The organism is Pseudomonas sp. YY-1 (assembly GCF_002843095.1).
GTDB classification, from domain to species: domain Bacteria; phylum Pseudomonadota; class Gammaproteobacteria; order Pseudomonadales; family Pseudomonadaceae; genus Aquipseudomonas; species Aquipseudomonas sediminis_A.
In genome coordinates, this window is sequence record NZ_PJLX01000015.1 from 93,565 (window position 1) to 113,376 (window position 19,812).

Annotated in this window: 20 protein-coding genes and 1 other RNA gene; 8 read left to right on the forward strand and 13 right to left on the reverse strand. The window is 63.3% G+C overall.

The genetic code is table 11. The features are described 5' to 3' along the window. Window positions 1-22: 22 nt before the first annotated feature. Genes CXP40_RS19450 through CXP40_RS19470 form a run of 5 tightly spaced genes read right to left on the reverse strand, consistent with a single transcriptional unit; the run spans window position 23 to window position 3,365 of the window. Complete coding sequence (locus CXP40_RS19450) at window positions 23-532, reverse strand: ureidoglycolate lyase (RefSeq protein WP_106735085.1); 510 nt, start codon at window positions 530-532, stop codon at window positions 23-25. After that, complete coding sequence (locus tag CXP40_RS19455; RefSeq protein ID WP_106735086.1) at window positions 529-1,260, reverse strand: amino acid ABC transporter ATP-binding protein; 732 nt, start codon at window positions 1,258-1,260, stop codon at window positions 529-531. Before CXP40_RS19455 ends, CXP40_RS19450 begins: the two co-directional genes overlap by 4 nt. Further along, window positions 1,247-1,897, reverse strand: a complete 651-nt coding sequence (locus CXP40_RS19460) for an amino acid ABC transporter permease (RefSeq protein ID WP_177429698.1) — start codon at window positions 1,895-1,897, stop codon at window positions 1,247-1,249. The genes CXP40_RS19455 and CXP40_RS19460 overlap by 14 nt, the downstream gene beginning before the upstream one ends. Next, window positions 1,894-2,559, reverse strand: coding sequence for an amino acid ABC transporter permease (locus CXP40_RS19465; RefSeq protein WP_090335970.1), 666 nt, complete (start codon window positions 2,557-2,559; stop codon window positions 1,894-1,896). Before CXP40_RS19465 ends, CXP40_RS19460 begins: the two co-directional genes overlap by 4 nt. 20 nt (window positions 2,560-2,579) lie before the next feature. Next, entirely contained in the window at window positions 2,580-3,365 is a 786-nt protein-coding gene (locus CXP40_RS19470; protein ID WP_106735088.1) for a transporter substrate-binding domain-containing protein, read from the reverse strand. A gap of 283 nt (window positions 3,366-3,648) precedes the next feature. Between CXP40_RS19470 and CXP40_RS19475 the strand changes: the two genes are divergently transcribed. The 6 genes from CXP40_RS19475 (at window position 3,649) to CXP40_RS19500 (ending at window position 9,431) form a co-directional block, all read left to right on the forward strand. Beyond that, window positions 3,649-4,353, forward strand: coding sequence for a FadR/GntR family transcriptional regulator (locus tag CXP40_RS19475; RefSeq protein ID WP_099524629.1), 705 nt, complete (start codon window positions 3,649-3,651; stop codon window positions 4,351-4,353). Window positions 4,354-4,462: 109 nt separating this feature from the next. Then, a complete protein-coding gene (gene trxA, locus CXP40_RS19480) occupies window positions 4,463-4,789 on the forward strand; it encodes a thioredoxin TrxA (RefSeq protein ID WP_003458627.1) in 327 nt (108 codons plus the stop codon). A 232-nt stretch (window positions 4,790-5,021) separates the two neighbouring features. Next, window positions 5,022-6,281 (forward strand): transcription termination factor Rho, encoded by a 1,260-nt coding sequence (rho, locus tag CXP40_RS19485; protein WP_090335975.1) that lies wholly within the window; start codon window positions 5,022-5,024, stop codon window positions 6,279-6,281. A gap of 247 nt (window positions 6,282-6,528) precedes the next feature. After that, window positions 6,529-7,995 carry a 4-hydroxy-3-polyprenylbenzoate decarboxylase gene (gene ubiD / locus CXP40_RS19490; RefSeq protein WP_106735089.1) on the forward strand — a complete coding sequence of 489 codons (1,467 nt, stop codon included), beginning with the start codon at window positions 6,529-6,531 and terminating at the stop codon, window positions 7,993-7,995. Then, the gene (locus CXP40_RS19495; RefSeq protein WP_106735090.1) at window positions 7,995-8,963 is read left to right on the forward strand and encodes a CDP-6-deoxy-delta-3,4-glucoseen reductase; all 969 of its coding nucleotides are present in this window, start codon (window positions 7,995-7,997) and stop codon (window positions 8,961-8,963) included. Before ubiD ends, CXP40_RS19495 begins: the two co-directional genes overlap by 1 nt. 309 nt (window positions 8,964-9,272) lie before the next feature. Next, window positions 9,273-9,431 carry a DUF3309 family protein gene (locus CXP40_RS19500; protein ID WP_072423525.1) on the forward strand — a complete coding sequence of 53 codons (159 nt, stop codon included), beginning with the start codon at window positions 9,273-9,275 and terminating at the stop codon, window positions 9,429-9,431. Window positions 9,432-9,631: 200 nt separating this feature from the next. Here CXP40_RS19500 and CXP40_RS19505 read toward each other — a convergent pair whose 3' ends face one another. Beyond that, the gene (locus CXP40_RS19505; RefSeq protein WP_106735091.1) at window positions 9,632-10,612 is read right to left on the reverse strand and encodes an NADPH:quinone oxidoreductase family protein; all 981 of its coding nucleotides are present in this window, start codon (window positions 10,610-10,612) and stop codon (window positions 9,632-9,634) included. Between the two features lie 155 nt (window positions 10,613-10,767). Here CXP40_RS19505 and CXP40_RS19510 point away from each other — a divergent pair, with 155 nt between their 5' ends. Next, the gene (locus tag CXP40_RS19510; protein ID WP_106735092.1) at window positions 10,768-11,172 is read left to right on the forward strand and encodes a flagellar basal body-associated FliL family protein; all 405 of its coding nucleotides are present in this window, start codon (window positions 10,768-10,770) and stop codon (window positions 11,170-11,172) included. Window positions 11,173-11,236: 64 nt separating this feature from the next. Here CXP40_RS19510 and CXP40_RS19515 read toward each other — a convergent pair whose 3' ends face one another. From CXP40_RS19515 to CXP40_RS19535, 5 genes are all read right to left on the reverse strand, one after another. Next, window positions 11,237-12,361, reverse strand: a complete 1,125-nt coding sequence (locus CXP40_RS19515; RefSeq protein WP_106735093.1) for an ABC transporter permease — start codon at window positions 12,359-12,361, stop codon at window positions 11,237-11,239. Beyond that, on the reverse strand, window positions 12,361-15,066 hold the full coding sequence (gene rbbA / locus CXP40_RS19520) for a ribosome-associated ATPase/putative transporter RbbA (RefSeq protein WP_106735094.1): 2,706 nt from the start codon (window positions 15,064-15,066) through the stop codon (window positions 12,361-12,363). The genes CXP40_RS19515 and rbbA overlap by 1 nt, the downstream gene beginning before the upstream one ends. Then, the gene (locus tag CXP40_RS19525) at window positions 15,063-16,130 is read right to left on the reverse strand and encodes an HlyD family secretion protein (protein WP_371916972.1); all 1,068 of its coding nucleotides are present in this window, start codon (window positions 16,128-16,130) and stop codon (window positions 15,063-15,065) included. Before CXP40_RS19525 ends, rbbA begins: the two co-directional genes overlap by 4 nt. Before the next feature lie 68 nt (window positions 16,131-16,198). Further along, entirely contained in the window at window positions 16,199-18,055 is a 1,857-nt protein-coding gene (locus CXP40_RS19530) for a diguanylate cyclase (protein ID WP_106735096.1), read from the reverse strand. A gap of 49 nt (window positions 18,056-18,104) precedes the next feature. Further along, window positions 18,105-18,554: an EVE domain-containing protein gene (locus tag CXP40_RS19535; protein WP_106735097.1), complete on the reverse strand. Its 450-nt coding sequence runs from the start codon at window positions 18,552-18,554 to the stop codon at window positions 18,105-18,107. A 194-nt stretch (window positions 18,555-18,748) separates the two neighbouring features. Between CXP40_RS19535 and CXP40_RS24020 the strand changes: the two genes are divergently transcribed. Further along, the gene (locus tag CXP40_RS24020) at window positions 18,749-18,880 is read left to right on the forward strand and encodes a hypothetical protein (RefSeq protein WP_256579501.1); all 132 of its coding nucleotides are present in this window, start codon (window positions 18,749-18,751) and stop codon (window positions 18,878-18,880) included. Window positions 18,881-18,934: 54 nt separating this feature from the next. Here the strand turns inward: CXP40_RS24020 and CXP40_RS19540 are convergent, their stop codons facing one another. After that, window positions 18,935-19,531 (reverse strand): 5-formyltetrahydrofolate cyclo-ligase, encoded by a 597-nt coding sequence (locus CXP40_RS19540; RefSeq protein WP_106735098.1) that lies wholly within the window; start codon window positions 19,529-19,531, stop codon window positions 18,935-18,937. Between the two features lie 55 nt (window positions 19,532-19,586). Then, window positions 19,587-19,765: non-coding RNA, 6S RNA (ssrS, locus tag CXP40_RS19545), on the reverse strand. Between the last annotated feature and the right edge of the window lie 47 nt (window positions 19,766-19,812).

Here is a 19,812-nt window from a genome sequence, read left to right on the forward strand (position 1 = left end):
TGAAACTGGTCTAGACCTGTGATCAGGGCAGGTTTAGCGCACTAAGTGGCTGTCTCAGCATCTGCTCGTCGCAGTTATGGCCGTCGCCACCACGGTCCACCACCAGGAAGCGGCCGGGGTGTTGCAGGCACAGTAAAGGGTGGTGCCAGGTACCGCGAGCGTAGTTCACGCCCTGATCCGGCGCGCTGATGAAGGCGCGGATCTGCGACTCATCCAGCTCGCCGGGCGGCGCGACGACAATCAGCATGCGCCCGCCATCTACCGGGTAGAACGCCTGGCTGCCCAGCGGATGGCGTTCGAGTATGCGGACTTCGATAGGTGCATGCCAGGCCTTGCCTTCGAACAGGTTGACCAGGGTGCGCGGCGACTCACCGGCCAGCTCCACCTGCACCAGGTCGTGGTAGCGGGTGGTGGTGCCGGCGTTGATCGGGAAGGCAGTGGCGCCGGCAGTTTCGATCACGTCGCCGAAGGGCGCGAAGGCTTCGCGAGTCAGTGGTTCGATACGCAGTGGCAGCGGCGTCATGGCGTTCACAGGTTCACCGAGCCGATGAAATTGCGCAGCTCTTCGGTCTGCGGGGCAGCGAACAGCGCTTTCGGATCGCCGATCTCATGCACTTTGCCATGGTGCATGAACACCAGCTTGTTACCCACTTCGCGGGCGAAGCGCATCTCGTGGGTGACCATGATCAGGGTCATGCCCTCGCTGGCCAACTGCTTGACCACCGCCAGCACCTCATTGACCAGCTCCGGGTCGAGCGCCGAGGTGATCTCGTCGCACAGCAACACCTTGGGCGACATGGCCAAGGCGCGGGCGATGGCCACGCGCTGTTGCTGGCCGCCGGACAGGCGTTCGGGGTAGGCGTCGAATTTCTCTGCCAGGCCGACGCGTTCGAGCATCTGTCGGGCGGTCTTCTCGGCTTCGGCGCGTGAGGTTTTCTTCACCACCTGTGGCGCCAGCATGACGTTCTCGCCGACGGTCAGGTGCGGGAACAGGTTGAATTGCTGGAACACCATGCCGACTTTCTGCCGCAGGCTGCGCAGGTCGGCGCGGGCGGCGTCGATGTAATCACCGTCGACTTCGATCACGCCGTCGTTGATCGACTCCAAGCCGTTGAGGGTGCGCAGGAAGGTGCTCTTGCCCGAGCCGCTGCGGCCGATGATGGCGACCACTTCGCCTTCCTCGACCTTGAGGTCGATGCCCTTGAGTACGTGGTTGTCGCCGTAATACTTGTGCAGGGCGGTGACGTTAAGCAGTGACATTCAGCCTCCTTTCCAGGTGGTATGCAGCGAGCGAGAGCGGGTAGCAAAGCAGGAAGTAACCGAGGGCGACGAAGCCGTAGACCATGAACGGCTCGAAGGTGGCGTTGGCCAGCATGCTGCCGGTCTTGGTCAGCTCGGTGAAACCGATGATCGAGGTCACCGCGGTGCCCTTGACCACCTGCACCGAGAAACCGACGGTAGGTGCCACGGCGATGCGCAGCGCCTGTGGCAGGACTACGTGGCGCAGGGTTTCCAGGCGGCTCATGGCCAGGCTTTCGGACGCCTCCCACTGGCCGCGGCTGATCGACTCGACGCAGCCGCGCCAGATTTCGGCGAGAAAGGCGCTGGTAAACAGCGTCAGTGCGGTGGCTGCGGCCAGCCAGGGCGACACGTCGAGGCCGAGCAGGGCGATGCCGAAGAACACCAGGAACAACTGCATCAGCAGCGGCGTGCCCTGGAACAGTTCGATATAGCCACGGGCGAGGATGCGCGGCGCCGATAACGGCGACAGGCGGGCCAGCAACACCAGCAGACCGGCGATGCCGCCACAGACAAAGGCCACCAGCGACAGCAGCAGCGTCCACTGCAGGCCGGTGAGCAGATTGCGCAGGATGTCCCAGAGGGTGAAGTCCATCAGCGGGCTCCCATGATGAAGCGGCGGCCGACCCAGGCCAGCAACTGGCGAATCCCGATGGCCATGATCAGGTACAGCGCGGTGGTCAGCAGGTAGGTTTCGAAGGCGCGGAAGTTACGCGACTGGATGAAGTTGGCGGCGAACGACAACTCCTCGGTGGAGATCTGCGAGCACACCGCCGAACCGAGCATGACGATGATGATCTGGCTCGACAGGGCCGGCCACACCTTGCCCAGCGCCGGGCGCAGCACCACATGGCGGAACGTCTCGAAGCGGCTCATGGCCAGTGCGCTGGCAGCCTCGAGCTGGCCGTGCGGGATGGCCTGGATGCCGGCACGGATGATCTCCGTGGAGTAGGCGCCAAGGTTGATCACCATGGCCAGAATGGCGGCCTCCCATTCGCTCAGACGTACGCCGAGCGAGGGCAAGCCGAAGAAGATGAAGAACAGCTGGACGATGAACGGCGTATTGCGGATCAGCTCCACGTAGACGCCGAAAATGCGGTCGAACGGGCGGATGCGCCAGGCGCGCAGTATCGCCCCGACGATGCCGAGACCGACACCCAGCAGGGTGCCGATCGCCGTCAGGCCGAGGGTGAATGCCGCACCCTGTAGCAGCAGATCGCTGTGCTGCAGGACTGCGGCGAAGTCGAACTGGTACGCCATGGCTCAGTTCTCCGCGCGACTCAGAGGCCGGCCGGCAGCGGTTGCTTCAGCCACTTCTGGCTGAGCGCGTCGAGGCTGCCATCGGTCTTGGCGTCGGCGATGATGGCGTTGACCTTGTCCAGCAGTGCGGCCTGGCTCTTGTTCACGCCGACGTACACCGGCGAATCCTTGAGCTTGAGTTTCATACTCGGCACACGCTTGGGGTTCTTCTCGGAAATGGCCACCATCACCACGTTGCCGCTGGCGATCAGCTCTACCTGGCCGGAGAGGTAGGCGGCGATGGTCGAGTTGTTGTCCTCGAAGCGCTTGATGGTGGCGCCTTTCGGGGCGACGTTGCTCAGTTCGATATCCTCGATGGAGCCACGGGTGACGCTGATGGTCTTGCCGTTCAGGTCGTCGAGGCTGGCAATGGCGGCATCTTCCGGGCCGAACACACCGAGGTAGAAAGGCGCGTAGGCAGCGGAGAAGTCGATCACCGCTTCACGCTCGGGGTTCTTGCCGAGGCTGGAGATCACCAGATCGACCTTGCCGGTAGTGAGGAAGGGTATGCGGTTGGTGCTGTTGACCGGGGTCAGCTCCAGCTTCACCGCCAGCTTGTCGGCCAGCAGTTGTGCGGTATCGATATCCAGGCCACGCGGTTTCATGTCCGGGCCAACCGAGCCGAACGGCGGAAAATCCTGCGGTACGGCGACTTTCAGTACGCCAGCCTTGCTGATGTCTTCGAGTGCATCGGCGTGAGCGGTGCTGGCGCCGAAGGCCAGGGCGGCGAACAGGGTACCCAGCAGGGTGCGGTGAAATTTGCGCATGTCGAACTCCTGGTGAATGAAAACTGAGGCGTTTTGCTTGGTTTCTGCAGTGCATCGCCTGTGCCAAGTTCAATGAAATCAGGGCTTTCATCGCCTCAGGCGAGTGGAAACAAGGTCTTACTGGTCTGAACAGTTGGCGTAGCTGACCGAATGGTCAGAAGTATTCCTGAGCCATCTCGGTGCGTTCGTGCGCTGAGCTGGTCCACAAGGGGGCGTCGCTTGCCTGAAATATGCTTATGGCCTTACAAAGGCGGCTTTACTGGACTGACCGGCCCGAACAGTCATGAATGCTTCTGCTCCCCGCGCGGTACCCGAATACGCCTTGCAGGCAATCCGTCGCCTGATCGAGGACGAGGGCTATCGCCCTGGCGACGCACTGCCGTCGCAGCGTGATCTGGCCGAGCGCCTTGGTGTCAGCCGTGCGTCACTGCGTGAGGCGCTGTCGTCGCTCAGCGCGTTGGGCCTGGTCAGCGTGCAGGCTGGCAAGGGTGTGTTCGTGCAGGAGGCGAGTAAGGCCGAGGCGGCCGGCGCTTTCGCCTGGCCCTTCGCTGCACAGGTATCGGCGGCCGATACCTTTCAGTTGCGCTTCGCTCTGGAGGGCTTCGCCTGCGGCCTGGCGGCCGGGGTGATGACCGCTGAGGAGCTGGATATCCTCGAGGACAACGTCGAGCAGATGCGCCGCGAGTTGCGTGCCGGTGATTTCGAGCAGGCCACGCGGCTGGATTTCGAGTTCCACCAGCGCATACTCGCTGCCAGCGGTAACCAGGCGATGTTCGCCCTGGTCACCTCCAGCGCCGATATCTTTCTGGAAAGCCAGAAGCTGCCTTTCATCCGCCCGGAGCGAGCGATGGAAACCTGGCAGGAGCACCGCAAGATCATCAAGGCCCTTGCCCGGCATGCCGCCGGCCCGGCGCAAAAGGCCATGCAGCAGCATATCCGCGCCGCCGCACTGCGCACCGGCATCGCCTTCACCACGCTGGGCGATTGAGGCCTACATTGGCGACTATTGAAAGGCTCAATCGTCAGTGCCTTTCGGTGTCACTCAAGCCGGGCTATGATGGCGCCACTTTTTTGCTTCCGAATCACGGAGACTCCTCATGAGCGAATTCATCACCAACGTCAGCGACGCCAGCTTCGACCAGGACGTCATCCAGGCTGAAGGTCCGGTTCTGGTCGACTATTGGGCTGAGTGGTGCGGCCCGTGCAAGATGATTGCACCGGTGCTCGACGAGATCGCCAAGGAATACCAAGGCAAGCTGAAGATCTGCAAACTGAACATCGACGAGAACCAGGAAACCCCGCCGAAGTACGGCGTGCGCGGTATCCCGACCCTGATGCTGTTCAAGAACGGCAACGTCGAAGCGACCAAGGTCGGCGCGCTGTCCAAGTCGCAGCTGGCTGCTTTCCTCGACAGCAACATCTGAGGCAAGTCGCTCTGGAAGAGGCCCCGCAATTGGCGGGGTTTTTTCGTTTTCGGGACTAGACGCTGTTTTTTCACGGTGTTAAATTCGACCCCGCTGCATCCTCCATGCAGCTCTCTGCACGCCGTCGCCGATTCATTCCTATACGAACTCGTTCGCGATCCTGTCGCCTTCTCTGCGGCGCGGCCTCTCAAGCTAACAGCTTTCTTCTCCTCTCGATGATCACGTCATTCCTATGAATCTGACCGAACTCAAGCAAAAGCCGATTGCCGAACTGCTGGACATGGCCGAACAAATGGGCCAGGAAAACATGGCTCGTTCGCGCAAGCAGGACATCATCTTCGCCCTGCTGAAAAAGCATGCCAAAAGCGGCGAGGAGATTTCCGGCGACGGCGTGCTGGAGATCCTCCAGGACGGTTTCGGCTTCCTGCGCAGCGCTGACTCTTCCTACCTGGCCGGCCCTGACGACATCTACGTCTCGCCCAGCCAGATCCGCCGTTTCAACCTGCGTACCGGTGACACCATCGTCGGCAAGATCCGTCCGCCGAAGGAAGGCGAGCGTTACTTCGCTCTGCTCAAGGTCGACAGCATCAACTTCGACCGCCCGGAAAACGCCAAGAACAAGATTCTGTTCGAGAACCTGACGCCGCTGTTCCCCAACAAGCGCCTGACCATGGAAGCCGGCAACGGCTCCACCGAGGACATCACCGGCCGTGTGATCGACCTCTGCGCGCCGATTGGCAAGGGCCAGCGCGGCCTGATCGTCGCTCCGCCGAAAGCGGGCAAGACGATCATGCTGCAGAACATCGCCTCGAACATCACCCGCAACAACCCCGAGTGCCACCTGATCGTCCTGCTGATCGACGAGCGCCCGGAAGAAGTGACCGAGATGCAGCGCACGGTGCGCGGCGAAGTGGTCGCCTCCACCTTCGACGAGCCGCCGACCCGCCACGTGCAGGTCGCCGAAATGGTGATCGAGAAGGCCAAGCGTCTGGTCGAGCACAAGAAGGATGTGGTCATCCTGCTCGACTCCATCACCCGTCTGGCGCGTGCCTACAACACCGTGATCCCGAGCTCCGGCAAGGTACTCACCGGTGGTGTCGACGCCCACGCCCTGGAGAAGCCGAAGCGCTTCTTCGGCGCCGCGCGCAACATCGAAGAAGGCGGCTCGCTGACCATCATCGCCACCGCGCTGGTGGAAACCGGCTCGAAGATGGACGAAGTGATCTACGAGGAATTCAAAGGCACCGGCAACATGGAGCTGATCCTCGATCGCCGTGTTTCCGAGAAGCGTGTGTTCCCGGCCATCAACATCAACAAATCCGGCACCCGCCGCGAAGAGTTGCTGACCGGCGAGGAAGAGCTGTCGCGCATGTGGATTCTGCGCAAGCTGCTGCACCCGATGGACGAAATCGCCGCCATCGAGTTCCTGATCGACAAGCTGAAAGCGACCAAGACCAACGATGAGTTCTTCCTGTCGATGAAGCGCAAATAAGAGGATCTACTGCGCTTCGGTGATGCTGCGTTAAAAACCGACTCGGAATGCTCATGTACAAAAGTACACTCCGCTTCCTCGCCTGTTTTTGCCTTGCCTGACCTTCGCTCGCTACGATCCATTGCACCGCCACAAGGCCGGGGAAACCCGGCCTTGTCGTATCTGGAAGCTTTCAAGCCTTCTGAAAGCCCGACTTCGGCGCTAAACTTTGCGGCCGACTCTTGCCTGTCCGACACGAGGCTCCTGCATGCAGTATCGCGACCTGCGCGACTTCATCCGTGAACTGGAAAAGCGCGGCGAACTCAAGCGCATCCAGACCCCGGTATCGCCCGTTCTGGAAATGACTGAAATCTGCGACCGCACCCTGCGCAAGGGCGGCCCGGCGTTGCTGTTCGAACAGCCCACCGGCTTCGACGTGCCGGTGCTCGGCAACCTGTTCGGCACGCCCAAGCGCGTGGCGCTGGGCATGGGCGCCGAAGAAGTGTCCGAACTGCGCGAGATCGGCAAGCTGCTGGCCTTTCTCAAGGAGCCCGAGCCGCCGAAGGGACTGAAGGATGCCTGGAGCAAGCTGCCGATCTTCAAGAAGGTCATCAGCATGGCGCCCAAGGTGGTCAAGGACGCGCCATGCCATGAAGTGATCGAGGAAGGCGATGACGTCGACCTCGGCAAGTTACCGATCCAGCACTGCTGGCCGGGCGATGTGGCGCCGCTGATCACCTGGGGCCTGACCATCACCAAGGGCCCAAACAAGGAACGGCAGAACCTCGGCATCTACCGCCAGCAGGTGATCGGCCGCAACAAGGTGATCATGCGCTGGCTCAGTCACCGTGGTGGTGCGCTGGATTACCGCGAGTGGTGCCAGAAGCATCCGGACAAGCCTTATCCAGTGTGCGTCGCTCTGGGCGCCGACCCGGCGACCATTCTCGGCGCCGTTACGCCAGTGCCGGATACGCTCTCCGAATATGCTTTTGCGGGCCTGCTGCGCGGTCATCGCACTGAGCTGATCAAGGCGCGTGGTAGCGATCTGCAGGTGCCGGCCAGTGCCGAGATCGTCCTGGAAGGCGTGATCCATCCGGGTGAGACCGCGCCGGAAGGCCCCTACGGCGACCACACCGGCTACTACAACGAGGTCGATACCTTCCCGGTGTTCACCGTCGAGCGCATCACCCGTCGCCGCGATCCGATCTACCACAGCACCTACACCGGCCGGCCGCCAGATGAGCCGGCGATCCTCGGCGTAGCGCTGAACGAAGTGTTCGTGCCGATCCTGCAGAAGCAGTTCCCCGAGATCACCGATTTCTATCTGCCGCCGGAAGGCTGTTCCTACCGCATGGCGGTGGTGACCATGAAGAAGCAGTACCCGGGCCACGCCAAGCGCGTAATGCTCGGTGTGTGGTCGTTCCTGCGACAGTTCATGTACACCAAGTTCGTTATCGTCACCGACGACGATATCAACGCACGGGACTGGAATGACGTGATCTGGGCGATTACCACGCGCATGGACCCCAAGCGCGACACGGTGATGATCGACAACACGCCGATCGACTACCTCGACTTCGCCTCGCCGATCTCCGGCCTGGGTTCGAAGATGGGCCTGGACGCCACCCACAAGTGGCCCGGTGAAACCACTCGCGAGTGGGGCCGCGCCATCGAGAAGGATCCGGCCGTGGTGGCGCGTGTCGACGCGCTGTGGAGCGAGCTGGGAATCGATTGATGAACGTCACCCTGCAACCTTCCGGCGTCACCCTCTCGCTGCAGCCGGGCGAACGCATCCTCGATGGTGCTCGGCGCCTGGGCTACGACTGCCCACAAAGCTGTCGCAACGGTAACTGCCATATCTGCGCTGCGCTGCTGGTTGAAGGCCGTGTCAGGCAAAACGGCGTGGAGCTGGACCATGGTGAGCTGTTCACCTGCCTGGCCGAGCCGCTGGAAGATTGCGTGCTGCACTGGGACGGTGTGCTGGCGCCGGGCGAGCTGCCGGTGCGCGAGCTGAGCTGCCAGGTGGTCGAATGCCAGGATGTGGGCGGCGACGTGTTCCGCGTACGCTTGCGTACCCCGGCCGGCAAAGCGCCGCGTTATCACGCCGGGCAGTACCTGCTACTGCAGCGCCCGGATGGCGAGATGGCGGCCTTTTCCCTGGCCTCTGCGCCGCATGCAGGACGCGAGCTGGAGCTACACATCCTCGCCCGCGAGGACAGCAGCATCGCCCTGTTGGAGCAGTTGCGAGCAACCGGCATGGCGCGCGTGCAGATGCCTTACGGCGACACTCATCTTGCTGACCTGCCCGATGGACCGCTGGTACTGATCGCCGCCGGCACCGGTATGGGTCAGATGCATAGTCTGATCGAGCATTGCCGCGCCGCCGGTTTCGCTCACCCCGTACACCTGTACTGGGGCGCACGTCGGCCCGACGACTTCTATCAGCTGCCGCACTGGGCCGAGTGGCAACAGCTGGATAATCTGCACCTGCACCAGGTGGTCAGCGACCAGTGCGGCTGGCAGGGCCGTTGCGGCCTGTTGCACGAAGCCGTACGCGAAGACTTCCCCGACCTCAAGGCCCTGCACGTTTATGCCAGCGGCTCGCCGACGATGGTCTACGCTACGCTCGATGCGCTGGTCGAAGCGGGGATGGACGCCCACCAGATGCGCGCCGACGTGTTTGCCTACGCGCCGCGGCCGTAGCTATGCAGGGGCGGGTGCAACCCGCCCTGCGCGGTTCAGTAAACCCTTACTACCACCTTGCCCGCCTGTCTTGCGTCCATTGGGTTTTGGCTTTCCCGTCCTGGCTTAGCGCGCCGATTAAAGTTGGCACTTTCCGATTCGCTGTTGGGTCGTAACTGATGTAGGGGATGGCGAAGCAGCGAGGGCATTGCCAGGCATTGGCTTCGCAGCAGTGTTACACCCTGCATAGGATCGGCAGCCGCACATGGGTTGCCGGTTTCAGGCGCGCCGCTCCATCGTGGGCCGCCACAGACATGCGAGGAGATTGCCATGGGCTTGGGAACCATACTGCTGATCATTCTGCTTCTGATGCTGGTTGGTGCGCTCCCGGCGTGGCCGCATAGCCGCAGTTGGGGTTATGGGCCCACTGGTGGCTTGGGGCTGGTGCTGGTTATCGTGCTGGTGCTAGTGCTGCTCGGTTACGTGTGAGCCGGCGCCTGCGTCGTTGACGCAGGCGGTCGCCACCAGCGTTTTTCGTCGTTGACGGCCTGGCGGGCTAAGGTGGGCAGCTTCCAGTTCGCGTCAGTCGCCAATGGATCTGGCGGCTGCAGGCCCTGACGGTCGCAATGAATCTTGGATCTTCTGACGGTGTGGAGTCGCAGGAGCGGGTTGCCCCGCCCCTGAGCGTTTTAGCGAATCTCCACCACCACCTTGCCCACCGCCTTGCGCTGACCAAGTGCATTGATCGCTTCGCCGCCGCGCTCAAGCGGGAAGGTCTGCGACACCAGTGGCTTGAGTTTACCTTCGGCGTGCCAGGCGAACAGCTGCTGGAAGTTCGCGGCGTTGTCCTGCGGCTGGCGCTGAGCGAAGGAGCCCCAGAATACGCCGACCAGTGATGCGCCCTTGAGCAGTGGCAAGTTGGCCGGCAGGGCCGGGATGCCACCGCCGGCGGCGAAACCCACTACCAGGAAACGGCCGTTCCAGCCGATGCTGCGGAAGGCTTCCTCGAACAGCGTGCCGCCTACCGGGTCGTAGATCACGTCTACGCCCTGGCCGCCGGTGAGCTTCTTCACCTCGTCCTTGAGACTGTGTTCGCTGTAGTTGATCAGCTCGTCGGCGCCGGCCTTGCGCGCCACTTCCAGTTTCTCGGTGCTGCTCGCTGCGGCGATGACCTTGGCGCCCATGGCCTTGCCGATTTCCACCGCGGCCAGACCGACGCCGCCGGAGGCGCCGAGCACCAGCAAGGTTTCACCCGGTTGCAGGTTGGCGCGTTGCTTGAGGGCATGCATCGAGGTGCCGTAGGTCATGCCGAAGGCGGCTGCGGTGGTCAGGTCCATGCTCTTGGGTACTGGCAGCACGTTGTAGGCCGGTACGGCGACTTCTTCGGCGAAGCCGCCCCAGCCGGTCAGCGCCATGACCCGGTCACCGGCACGCAGGTGGCTGACTTTCTCGCCCACGGCCTTGACCACGCCGGCTACCTCGCCGCCCGGGGCGAAGGGGAAGGGCGGCTTGAACTGGTATTTGCCTTCGATGATCAGTGTGTCGGGGAAGTTGACCCCGGCGGCCTGCACCTCGATCAGCACCTCGTTTTTCTTCGGTTCGGGGCTCGGCAGGTCTTCCAGTACCAGGGTGTTGGCAGGGCCGAAGGCTTTGCACAGCAGGGCTTTCATCAAGGTCATTCCTCTTACAGGGTGCCTTGCAGTGTAGAAAGCGCCCGCTGAGGGTCAACGAGCATGCCGGAGCCTGATAGGCCGGCATAAGCGTCGGGCTTGGGTGCTGGCCTGTGGATGGCTATGCTAGGCACATCCCCGATGGAGTGCCGAACGTGAAACTGTTGACCGCCCTGCTGCTGAGCCTGTCGATCTGCCTGCCTGCCCTGGCCTCTTCGGAGAAGAAGGAAGAGGCGCCTACGACGATTTATCACAACCTGTTTCCGGCGCTGATCGGCAATCTGGCGGATCAGGGCAACCGCCTCAAGTTCTTCAAGGCCGATGTGTCGCTGCGAGTCACCGGCACCGAGGCCGAGGAGAAGCTCAAGCAGCATGAACCGCTGATCCGCCATCAGATGGTGATGCTGTTCTCGGCCCAGACCAGCGAGACCATCAATGCGCCCGATGGCCGCGAGAACCTGCGCCTGGAAGCGTTGAAGAAGGTGCAGGACGCGATCAATGGCGAAGAGGGCAAGCCTATCGTCGAAGACCTGCTGTTCAACAACCTGATCATCCAGTGAAAGGGCGCTGCTTCGACGGTGAAGGCCAAAGCGATTCGCGGCTGAAGCCGCTCCTACAGATTGCTTACGCCATCTGCGCCAGGGTTTTGCGAAAGCGTGTCAGCGCCGCGATGAAGAACAGCACGCCGATGCCGGCGATGGCCAGCATGTAGGGCCAGATGATCGCGAACCCCGCACCGCGATAGAGAATGGCCTGGGCCAGCGCGACGAAGTGAGTGGTCGGCGCTGCCAGCATGATCTGCTGCACCAGCTCAGGCATGCTTTCGCGCGGTGTGGTGCCGCCGGAGAGAATCTGCAGCGGCAGCAGCACCAGGATTATCAGCAGGCCCAGCTGCGGCATCGAGCGCGCCACCGTGCCGAAGAAGATACCCATCGAGGTGGTGGCGAACAGGTGCAGCGCCGCGCCGGCCAGGAACAGCGCGATGGAGCCCTCGATGGGCACCTGCAGCCAGCCCTGTACCACCAGTAGCAAGGACAGCGCCGCTGCCGTCAGCACTACCAGCCCCATCGACCAGACCTTGGCCAGCATGATTTCCAGCGGCGTCACCGGCATCACCAGCAGATGTTCGACGGTGCCGTGCTCGCGCTCGCGGATCAGCGCCGCGCCAGTGAGGATGATCGACAGCATGGTGATCTGGTTGATCACCTCCATCACCGAGCCGAACCAGGCGCGGGTCAGGTTCGGGTTGAACTGCACGCGCAATTCCAGTTCGGCCGGCTGCTGCAACTCGCCGCGGTAGCGACGGACGAACTCGGCTACCTCACTGGCGCCGACGTTCTGGATGTAGCCGGCGCCAGTGAAGGCCATGCTGACCTGGGTGGCATCGACGTTGAGCTGGATCGCCGGGCTGCGGCCGGCGAGCACGTCGCGCTGAAAGTTTGGCGGAATGTTCAGCGTGAAGGTGTAGCGCCCGGAGTCCATGCCGCGATCCATCTGGCTCAGATCTATGCGTTCCGGCGTGCGGAAGTAGGGCGCCTGGAAGGCCTGGATCAGCCGTTCGGAGAGTTGCGACTGGTCTTCGTCGACCACGGCGATGGCGGCGTTGTGCAGGCTTTCCGGCAGGCTGGTGGCAGCCGAGTAGATGCCCATGCTGAAGGCCCAGAGAATCAGCAGCACCAGGGCCAGATCGTGCTGCAGGCTGCGCAGTTCCTTGATACCTAGGTGCAGAATGTTGGCCAGGCGTTCCATCACACCTCCTGTTTGCGCAGCAGGCTGGCGCTGAGCAGCGTCAGCAGTGGGATGGTCAGGGCCAGGGCGCCGAAGTAGCCGGCCAGGTCCTGCAGCTCCAGCGCCTTGGAGAACAGGCCGCGGCTGATCACCAGGAACTGCGAAGTGGGATAGCTATGGCCGACCAGCGCGCCGAAACCCTCCAGTGAGGCGACCGGGTAGATCAGCCCGGAAAACTGGATGGCCGGCAGCAGGGTGGCGATGGCGGTGCCGAACACCGCGGCGATCTGGCTCTTGGTGAAGGTCGACATGAGCAGTCCGAGGCCGGTGGCGCAGGCCAGGTAGAACAGGGCGCCTGCCAGCAGGGTCAGCGGGTTGCCCTTGAGCGGTACATCGAACACGGTCACCGCCAGCAGTACCAAAAGGACGAAGTTGAACAGGCCCAATGCGATGTAGGGCAACTGCTTGCCGAGCAGGAACTCCAGGCGAGTGACCGGCGTGACGTAGAGGTTGATGATCGAGCCCAGCTCCTTCTCGCGCACCACGCCGAGGGCCGTGAGCATCGCCGGGATCAGCATCAGCAGCAGCGGAATCACCGCCGGCACCATGGCTTTTAGGCTTTCCACGTCCGGGTTGTAGCGGTAGCGCACTTCCAATTCTGCGGCGCTGGCAGCTTGCGGTTGTGGTGAGCGGCGCGCCAGTTCGCTCAGGTAGTGCTGATGCAGGCCGGTGACATAGCCCTTGATGGTTTCGGCGCGGGTCGGCATGGCGCCGTCGATCCACATGCCGATCTGCGGATTGTCGCCGCGCTTGAGGTCGCGGCCGAAGTTCGGCGGAATCTCCACCGCCAGGCTGATGTCGCCGTTGCGCAGGCGTCGTTCCAGTTCGTCGTAATCGGAGAGCGGCGCTTTCTCCAAGAAGTAGCGCGAGCCGGACAGGTTCAGGTGGTATTCCTGGCTGGTGGTGGTCTGGTCGCGATCCAGCACGGCGAAGCTCAGGTCCTCCACGTCGAGGCTGATGCCGTAGCCGATGATGAACAGCAGCAGCACCGTGCCGAGCAGTGCCATGCCGCCGCGAATCGGGTCGCGGCGCAGTTCCAGCGCTTCGCGCCGGGCATAGCTGAGCAGGCGGCGCAAACTGAACAGCTGGCGCTGCGGCGGTGGTGCCTGCTCCAGTGGCGGCGCCTCGCTGGCGGACTGCTCGCCAACCGCCTCCTGCAGGTAGGAGATGAAGGTGGCTTCGAGGCTATCCAGCCCGCGTTTTTCCATCAGGCCTTGCGGCGTGTCGCTGTCGAGCACCTTGCCGGCATGCATCAGCGAGATGCGATCGCAGCGTTGCGCCTCGTTCATGAAGTGGGTGGAGATGAAGATGGTCACGCCGTCCTGGCGCGAGAGGTCGAGCATCAGTTGCCAGAAACCGTCGCGGGCGACCGGGTCGACGCCCGAGGTGGGCTCGTCGAGAATCAGGATCTCCGGCTTGTGGATCACCGCCACGGCCAGCGACAGGCGCTGGCGGATGCCCAGCGGCAGGCGCTCGGGGAGCATGTCCATGACCTCGCCGAGGTCGAAGCGCGCGGCCATTTCGGTTACCCGTGGTTCAATCTCGGCGGCTGGCACATGGAACAGTTGGGCGTGCAGAACCAGGTTCTGCCGCACCGTCAGCTCGCCATACAGGGAGAAGGCCTGGGACATGTAGCCGACGCGCTTGCGCGTGGCCATGTCACACGGGTCGACTGCCTGGCCGAACAGCAGCGCCTCACCCTCGCTGGCCGGTAGCAGGCCGGTGAGCATCTTCATGGTGGTGCTCTTGCCGCAGCCGTTGGAGCCGAGAAAACCGAAGATCTCGCCACGGCGGATGCGGAACGATACCGAGTTCACCGCGACGAAATCGCCGAAGCGCATGGTCAGGCTCTTGGCTTCGATGGCGATCTCGTTGCTGTCTTGCAGGGGTGGAATGACCACCTGCTGATGGCCGCGGCGGCGTTCCTCGGGCAGCAGGGCGATAAAGGCCTGCTCCAGGCTGGCGCTATGGGTGCGGGTGCGCAGTTCTGCCGGGCTGCCTTCGGCCAGCACGCGGCCGGCATCCATCGCTACCAGATGGTCAAAGCGCTCGGCTTCCTCCATGTAGGCGGTGGCGACCAGCACGCTCATCTGCGGGCGCTGCGTGCGGATGCGCGCGATCAGTTCCCAGAACTGGTTGCGCGACAGCGGGTCGACGCCGGTGGTCGGCTCGTCGAGGATCAGCAGGTCCGGGTCATGGATCAGCGCGCAACACAGCCCCAGCTTCTGCTTCATGCCGCCGGACAGCTTGCCTGCCGGGCGCTCGCGGAACGCGACCATGCCGGTGCTGCGCAGCAGATCGTCGATGCGCCGCTCGCGCTCGGCAGCGTCCTGGCCGAACAGGCGGCCGAAGAAGTCCAGGTTCTCGAACACCGACAGTGTCGGATAGAGGTTCTTGCCCAGGCCCTGCGGCATATAGGCGATATGCGGGCAGACGCGGCGGCGATGGCGGGCATCGGCCATGTCGCCACCAAGCACCTCGATGCTGCCTTCCTGAAGCTTGCGCGCCCCGGCGATCAGCGCCAGCAGGCTGGACTTGCCGACGCCGTCCGGGCCGATTAGGCCGACCATGCGACGGGCCGGCAGCGCCAGGTCGATCTGCTGCAGGGCGTGGGTCTGGCCATAGCGCAGGCCGACGCCAGCCAGGCGTGCGACCGGCGTGTTCATTGCGGAACCTTGATCGCCAGATGCGCGGGCCACTCGGCCTCTGGGGCGAGACGCAGGTAGGCCATGCCGGGTACGCCGGTCTTGACCTGCTGCAGGTGCTTGCTCAGCAGCTCGGGGTCGATGCGCGCCTTGACCCGGAACATCAGCTTCTCGCGTTCGCTGGCGGTTTCCACGGTCTTCGGCGTGAACTGGGCGACGCTGGCGACATAGCTGACCTTGGCCGGAATCACGTATTGCGGCGCGGCGTCGATCACCAGGCGCACCTCGCTGCCCAACGCGACGCGACCTGCCTGGCGCTCGGGTAGGAAGAAGGTCATGTAGACGTCGGTCAGATCCACCAGGTTGAGCAGCTTGCCGCCGGCACCGAGCACTTCGCCGGGTTGAGTGACGCGGTATTGCACGCGGCCGGCGCGTGGTGCCTTGAGCTGGCTGTCGTCGATGTCCACCTGCAGCCTCTCGACGCTGGCACGGGCCGCTTCGGTGGCCGATTGCGCTTCGATGGCCTGCGACTGGGCTGCAGCTATGCCGGCCTCGGCCGAGCTGACCTGAGCGCGTGCGGCGGCCAGCGCGGCCTCGGCACTCTGCAGGCGGGCCAGATCGTCATCCAACGTCTGCTGAGGCAGGGCGTTGCGCTTGACCAGCGTGGCGCTGCGCGCGTGACGCTTGCGCGCGGCATCCAGCTCCGCCTGGCGTTGGTGCACCACGGCCTCGGCGGCAAGTTTTTCGCTTTGACGCAGGCTGATCTGGCTGGCGGCGGTGATCTGGCCATTCTCTGCCTGGCGCAACTGGGCACGGGCCTGGGCCAGTTGGGCTTCGAGCACCTGGGTGTCCATGCGGGCGAGAATCTGGCCGGGCTCGACGAAGTCACCTTCGTCGACGTCGATGCTGGCGACGCGCCCGGCGAGTTTGGTCGCCACATCCACTTCGGTGGCTTCGATGCGCCCGTTACCGCTGGCGAACCCCTCGCCCAGCCCCGCTGGGCGCAGTTGCCACCAGGCTGCGGCCGCCAGCAAGGCCAGGCAGGCGGCGATCAAATAGGGCAGGCGGCGTTTTGCGTTGGTCATCTCGGCTTCCCTGTAGCGCCCCATGGCTGGGGACTTTCACGACATTTCCATTGTCTGTCAGCTGCGCCTCAGGGTGCTTGATGCAGGTCAAGCGGGGATGGCTGCCACAGGCAAGTACGGTTGCGACCCTCATGCTTGGCGCAATATAGCGCCTGATCTCCCTGGGCGAGAAACTCGCCTGGCTGTTCGTCCTTGACCGGGTCGACCACGGTGATGCCGATGCTCAGGGTCAGCCGGCCGAACGGGCTGGCAGGGTGGTGGATATCCAGGCCGGCGATGGCCGCATGGATACGCGCAGCGACCTGCTCGGCACCGTCCAGGTTGGTGCTGGCCAAGATGATGGCGAACTCTTCGCCACCGTAGCGGCAGGCAGTGTCGCCTTCTCGCTGCAGGCTCTCGCGCAGGACGTTACTCACGCGGCGCAGCGCATCGTCGCCGGCCAGGTGGCCGAGGGCGTCGTTGTAGGTCTTGAAGTGGTCGATATCCAACATCAGCAGCGCCAGGGGCGCATCGAGACGGCGCAGGCGGCGCCATTCGACCAGCAGTTGCTGATCGAAATAGCGGCGGTTGTACAGCCCAGTCAGACCGTCCAGCTGTGAGAGGCGCTGCAGCTGCGCTTCCAACTGCAGGCGCTCGCTGTTGTCGCGGGAGACGGCGATCAGGTATTCGCGGTCGTGCAACTGCACCAACTGGGTGTTGATTTCGGCCGGCTGGCGACTGCCATCGCGGCGAATCAACTCGCGCTGGAAAATCCGCGAGAGGTTGTTGCTTTGCGCCTGGCGCGCCTGTTCCAGCCAGCGGTGAAAGCCTGGCAGGAGCTTCTCCGGATCATCGCGCAGCAGCTCGGCGAACTGTTCGGGGCGGTAGCCGAGCGTGGCGTAGGTGGCCTGATTCATGTGCAGCAGCTCGCGGGTACTGCTGTCGAAGATGAACAGTCCGTCATGGCTGGAGTCGGTCAGGTCCAGCACCAGTTGTAACCGCTCGCGGTTCTCGCGCAGGCGTTGCTCGGTTTCTTCACGGCGTTCGGCTTCCAGTTTGAAGCGACGATTGGCCTGCTGCAGGGCATGGGCTCGGCGGCTGTTCTCCAGCGCCAAAGCCAGGGCGGCAACCAGCAGCAGGCTGATGGTCAGGCTGGCACCGAGCACGACGTCGGGCAGCGGCGAGTCCAGTTGATCGAGCAGTTCTTCGGTGGGGCTCAGGCGCAGGCTGAAGCCTTGGTTGTTGAGCAGGCTCAGGCCCAGTTGCAGGCTGTGCGGCGCATTGTCGGTCGCAGCGCCATGACGAAACAGGCTATCGCCGTTCTCCAGCAATTCGAGGTTGAAGGCTTGGCGGTCGATCTGGGTGAGTAGCTGCAGCATCAGCGGTTCGACGCGAAACACGCCCTGCAGGAAACCGTCGAACACCTTGCTGCCATTCAGCTCGCGGTACAGCGGTGTGTAGAGGACGAAGCCACGTCCGCCCTGGACCAGATCGAAGCTGTTGGAGAAGCGCTGTTCACCGTTCTCACGAGCTTCCATCGCCAGTGGGTAGTTGGGGTGCTCCGGGTACAGGCGAAAATTCAGCGCGGCTTCGTTGTCGGCCACCGGCAGCAACCAGCGCATATGCAGGTCGGGGCCGACCCATTGGATCGACTGGTAGGCTGGAAAGCCGCGCAGGGCACGCTCCACTTCTTCGTCCCAGCTGGCGCGTGGCAGGCGGCCGAGGCTGTTCCATAAGCGGGCGATACGCTCGAGGCTGGCCACTTCCAGGTGCAGCGTGCTTTCCAGCTGCCGTGCCAGGCTACGTGCCTGGTAACCGACCCGCTCGTCGACGCGCTGCTGTTGCACGGATTCGATCTGGCGCCAAAGCAGCACGCTGGCGCTGCTCAGCACCAGTAACAGGAGCGCCAGCGCAAGGCGCGCTGGCCAGGCGGAGGATGCTGGCATGGATAACTCCCTTGGCATGCTGTGGTGATAGCACAGTGCCGTAGGTGACTCAACGCATGGCGAGAATTGCTGTCCATTCGGCATCGCTCACCGGCATCACCGACAGGCGACTGCCACGTTGGACCAACGCGAGTTCGGCCAGTAGTGGATTGTTCTTCAGGTGCTGCAGCGCCAGCACCTCGTCGAAGGATTCGACGAACTCGACGTCCAGGGCGCTCCAGGGGTTCTTCTCGGTACTGGCCTTGGGATCGTGATAATGGCTTTGCGGGTCCAGTGCGGTGGGGTCCGGGTAGATCTCGCCGGCAATGCGCGCGATGCCGGCGATGCCGGGTTGCGGGCAACTGGAGTGATAGAAGAAGAACAGATCGCCGGGCTTCATCGCACGCATGAAGTTGCGCGCCTGGTAATTGCGTACGCCATCCCAGCGCGCTTTGCCCAGTCGTTGCAGGTCGTGGATGGACAACTCATCGGGTTCGGACTTCATCAGCCAATAAGGCATGAACTTTGCTCCTGCAGGTCTGTCCGTAAGCGGACGCTCGTTTGAGGGGGATCTCCGACGGCCGGTTGGCGTCGGAAATTGCACAGTGCTTGGCACTGAAGGAAAATGCCCGGCTAAACGCTTGGCGCTGTCGTATTGCATAAAACAATAACGCGCGACCAACGCGCGCATTGCCTTGAAGGGGGAGGCAATAAATGAAACGCAAGCCAGATCTTTTGTGGGTTCTCGTCGTACTGTTCAGCCTGGGCGTGGTTACCACGGGTTACACCCAGAGCCTTTGGGAGCGTCAAAACGACGCTTCGGTCAATGTAACGCAGCAGCCCTGATTCACTGGCTGACCGCGTAAGCGCCGCAGGGAACGCGGTGCAGCATCCTTCGCTTCAATACCACGCCTTATCCGTCACCGTTGCCTGCAAGGGCACGTCCCAGCTGGCCATGGCCAGTTCATCCACCCGCTGACATTCATGCGCCAGACCCAGTAGTGTCGGCATGTGCCAATTTTTGCGCATGCGCAGATAAGCCAGGCTGCGGTCGTAGAAACCGCCGCCCATGCCCAGGCGTCCGCCGCGATCGTCGAAGCCCACCAGCGGCAGCAGCACCAGATCCAACGCCCACACCTTGCGTTGGCGTTTGGGTTGCGGGCGCGGCTCGAGGATGCGGAAGCGATTGCCCGCCAGTTTCTCGTGCTGGCTGACGCGCTGAAACACCATCTTGGTGCGTGGCCAGGCGCTGAGCACCGGCAGGTAGGTGCGCTTGCCGCGTTTCTGTGCGGCGGCCAGCAGCGGGCGCGGGTCAATCTCGCCGTCGTTGGGCAGGTACAGGGCGATATGCCTGGCGCGGCGAAACTGCGGGCTTTGCGCCAGCTGGCGATACAGGTTGCGTGCGGCAAGACGTTGCTGGCTGCGGCTGAGTGCACGTCGACGCTGACGCAGCACGCGGCGCAGTTGCGGGCGACTGAGAGTGGCTGGCGTAGTCATGAGGTGTGGCTGGGGCGAGGCGGGTAGCAGTGCTGAAGGCTGCTGCTGGAAAAGATGACTTCCCGACGTGCCGCTGTCGGTTTAGCCCTTGAACCCGAAAGTTCAAGGTGGAGGTTGCAGGAGGCGTTAAGGCTTTCCGTCAGGCGGACATGCACACCGGCCCCAACGTGCAACCCCCGTGGTTGTGCGTATCGGCTCAGGGACATCACCGACTGGCGCACACCCCAGGAAGTTGCGCCCAGTATACCCGAACAGAGGGTCTGCGGGGCGGCCTGCGACGA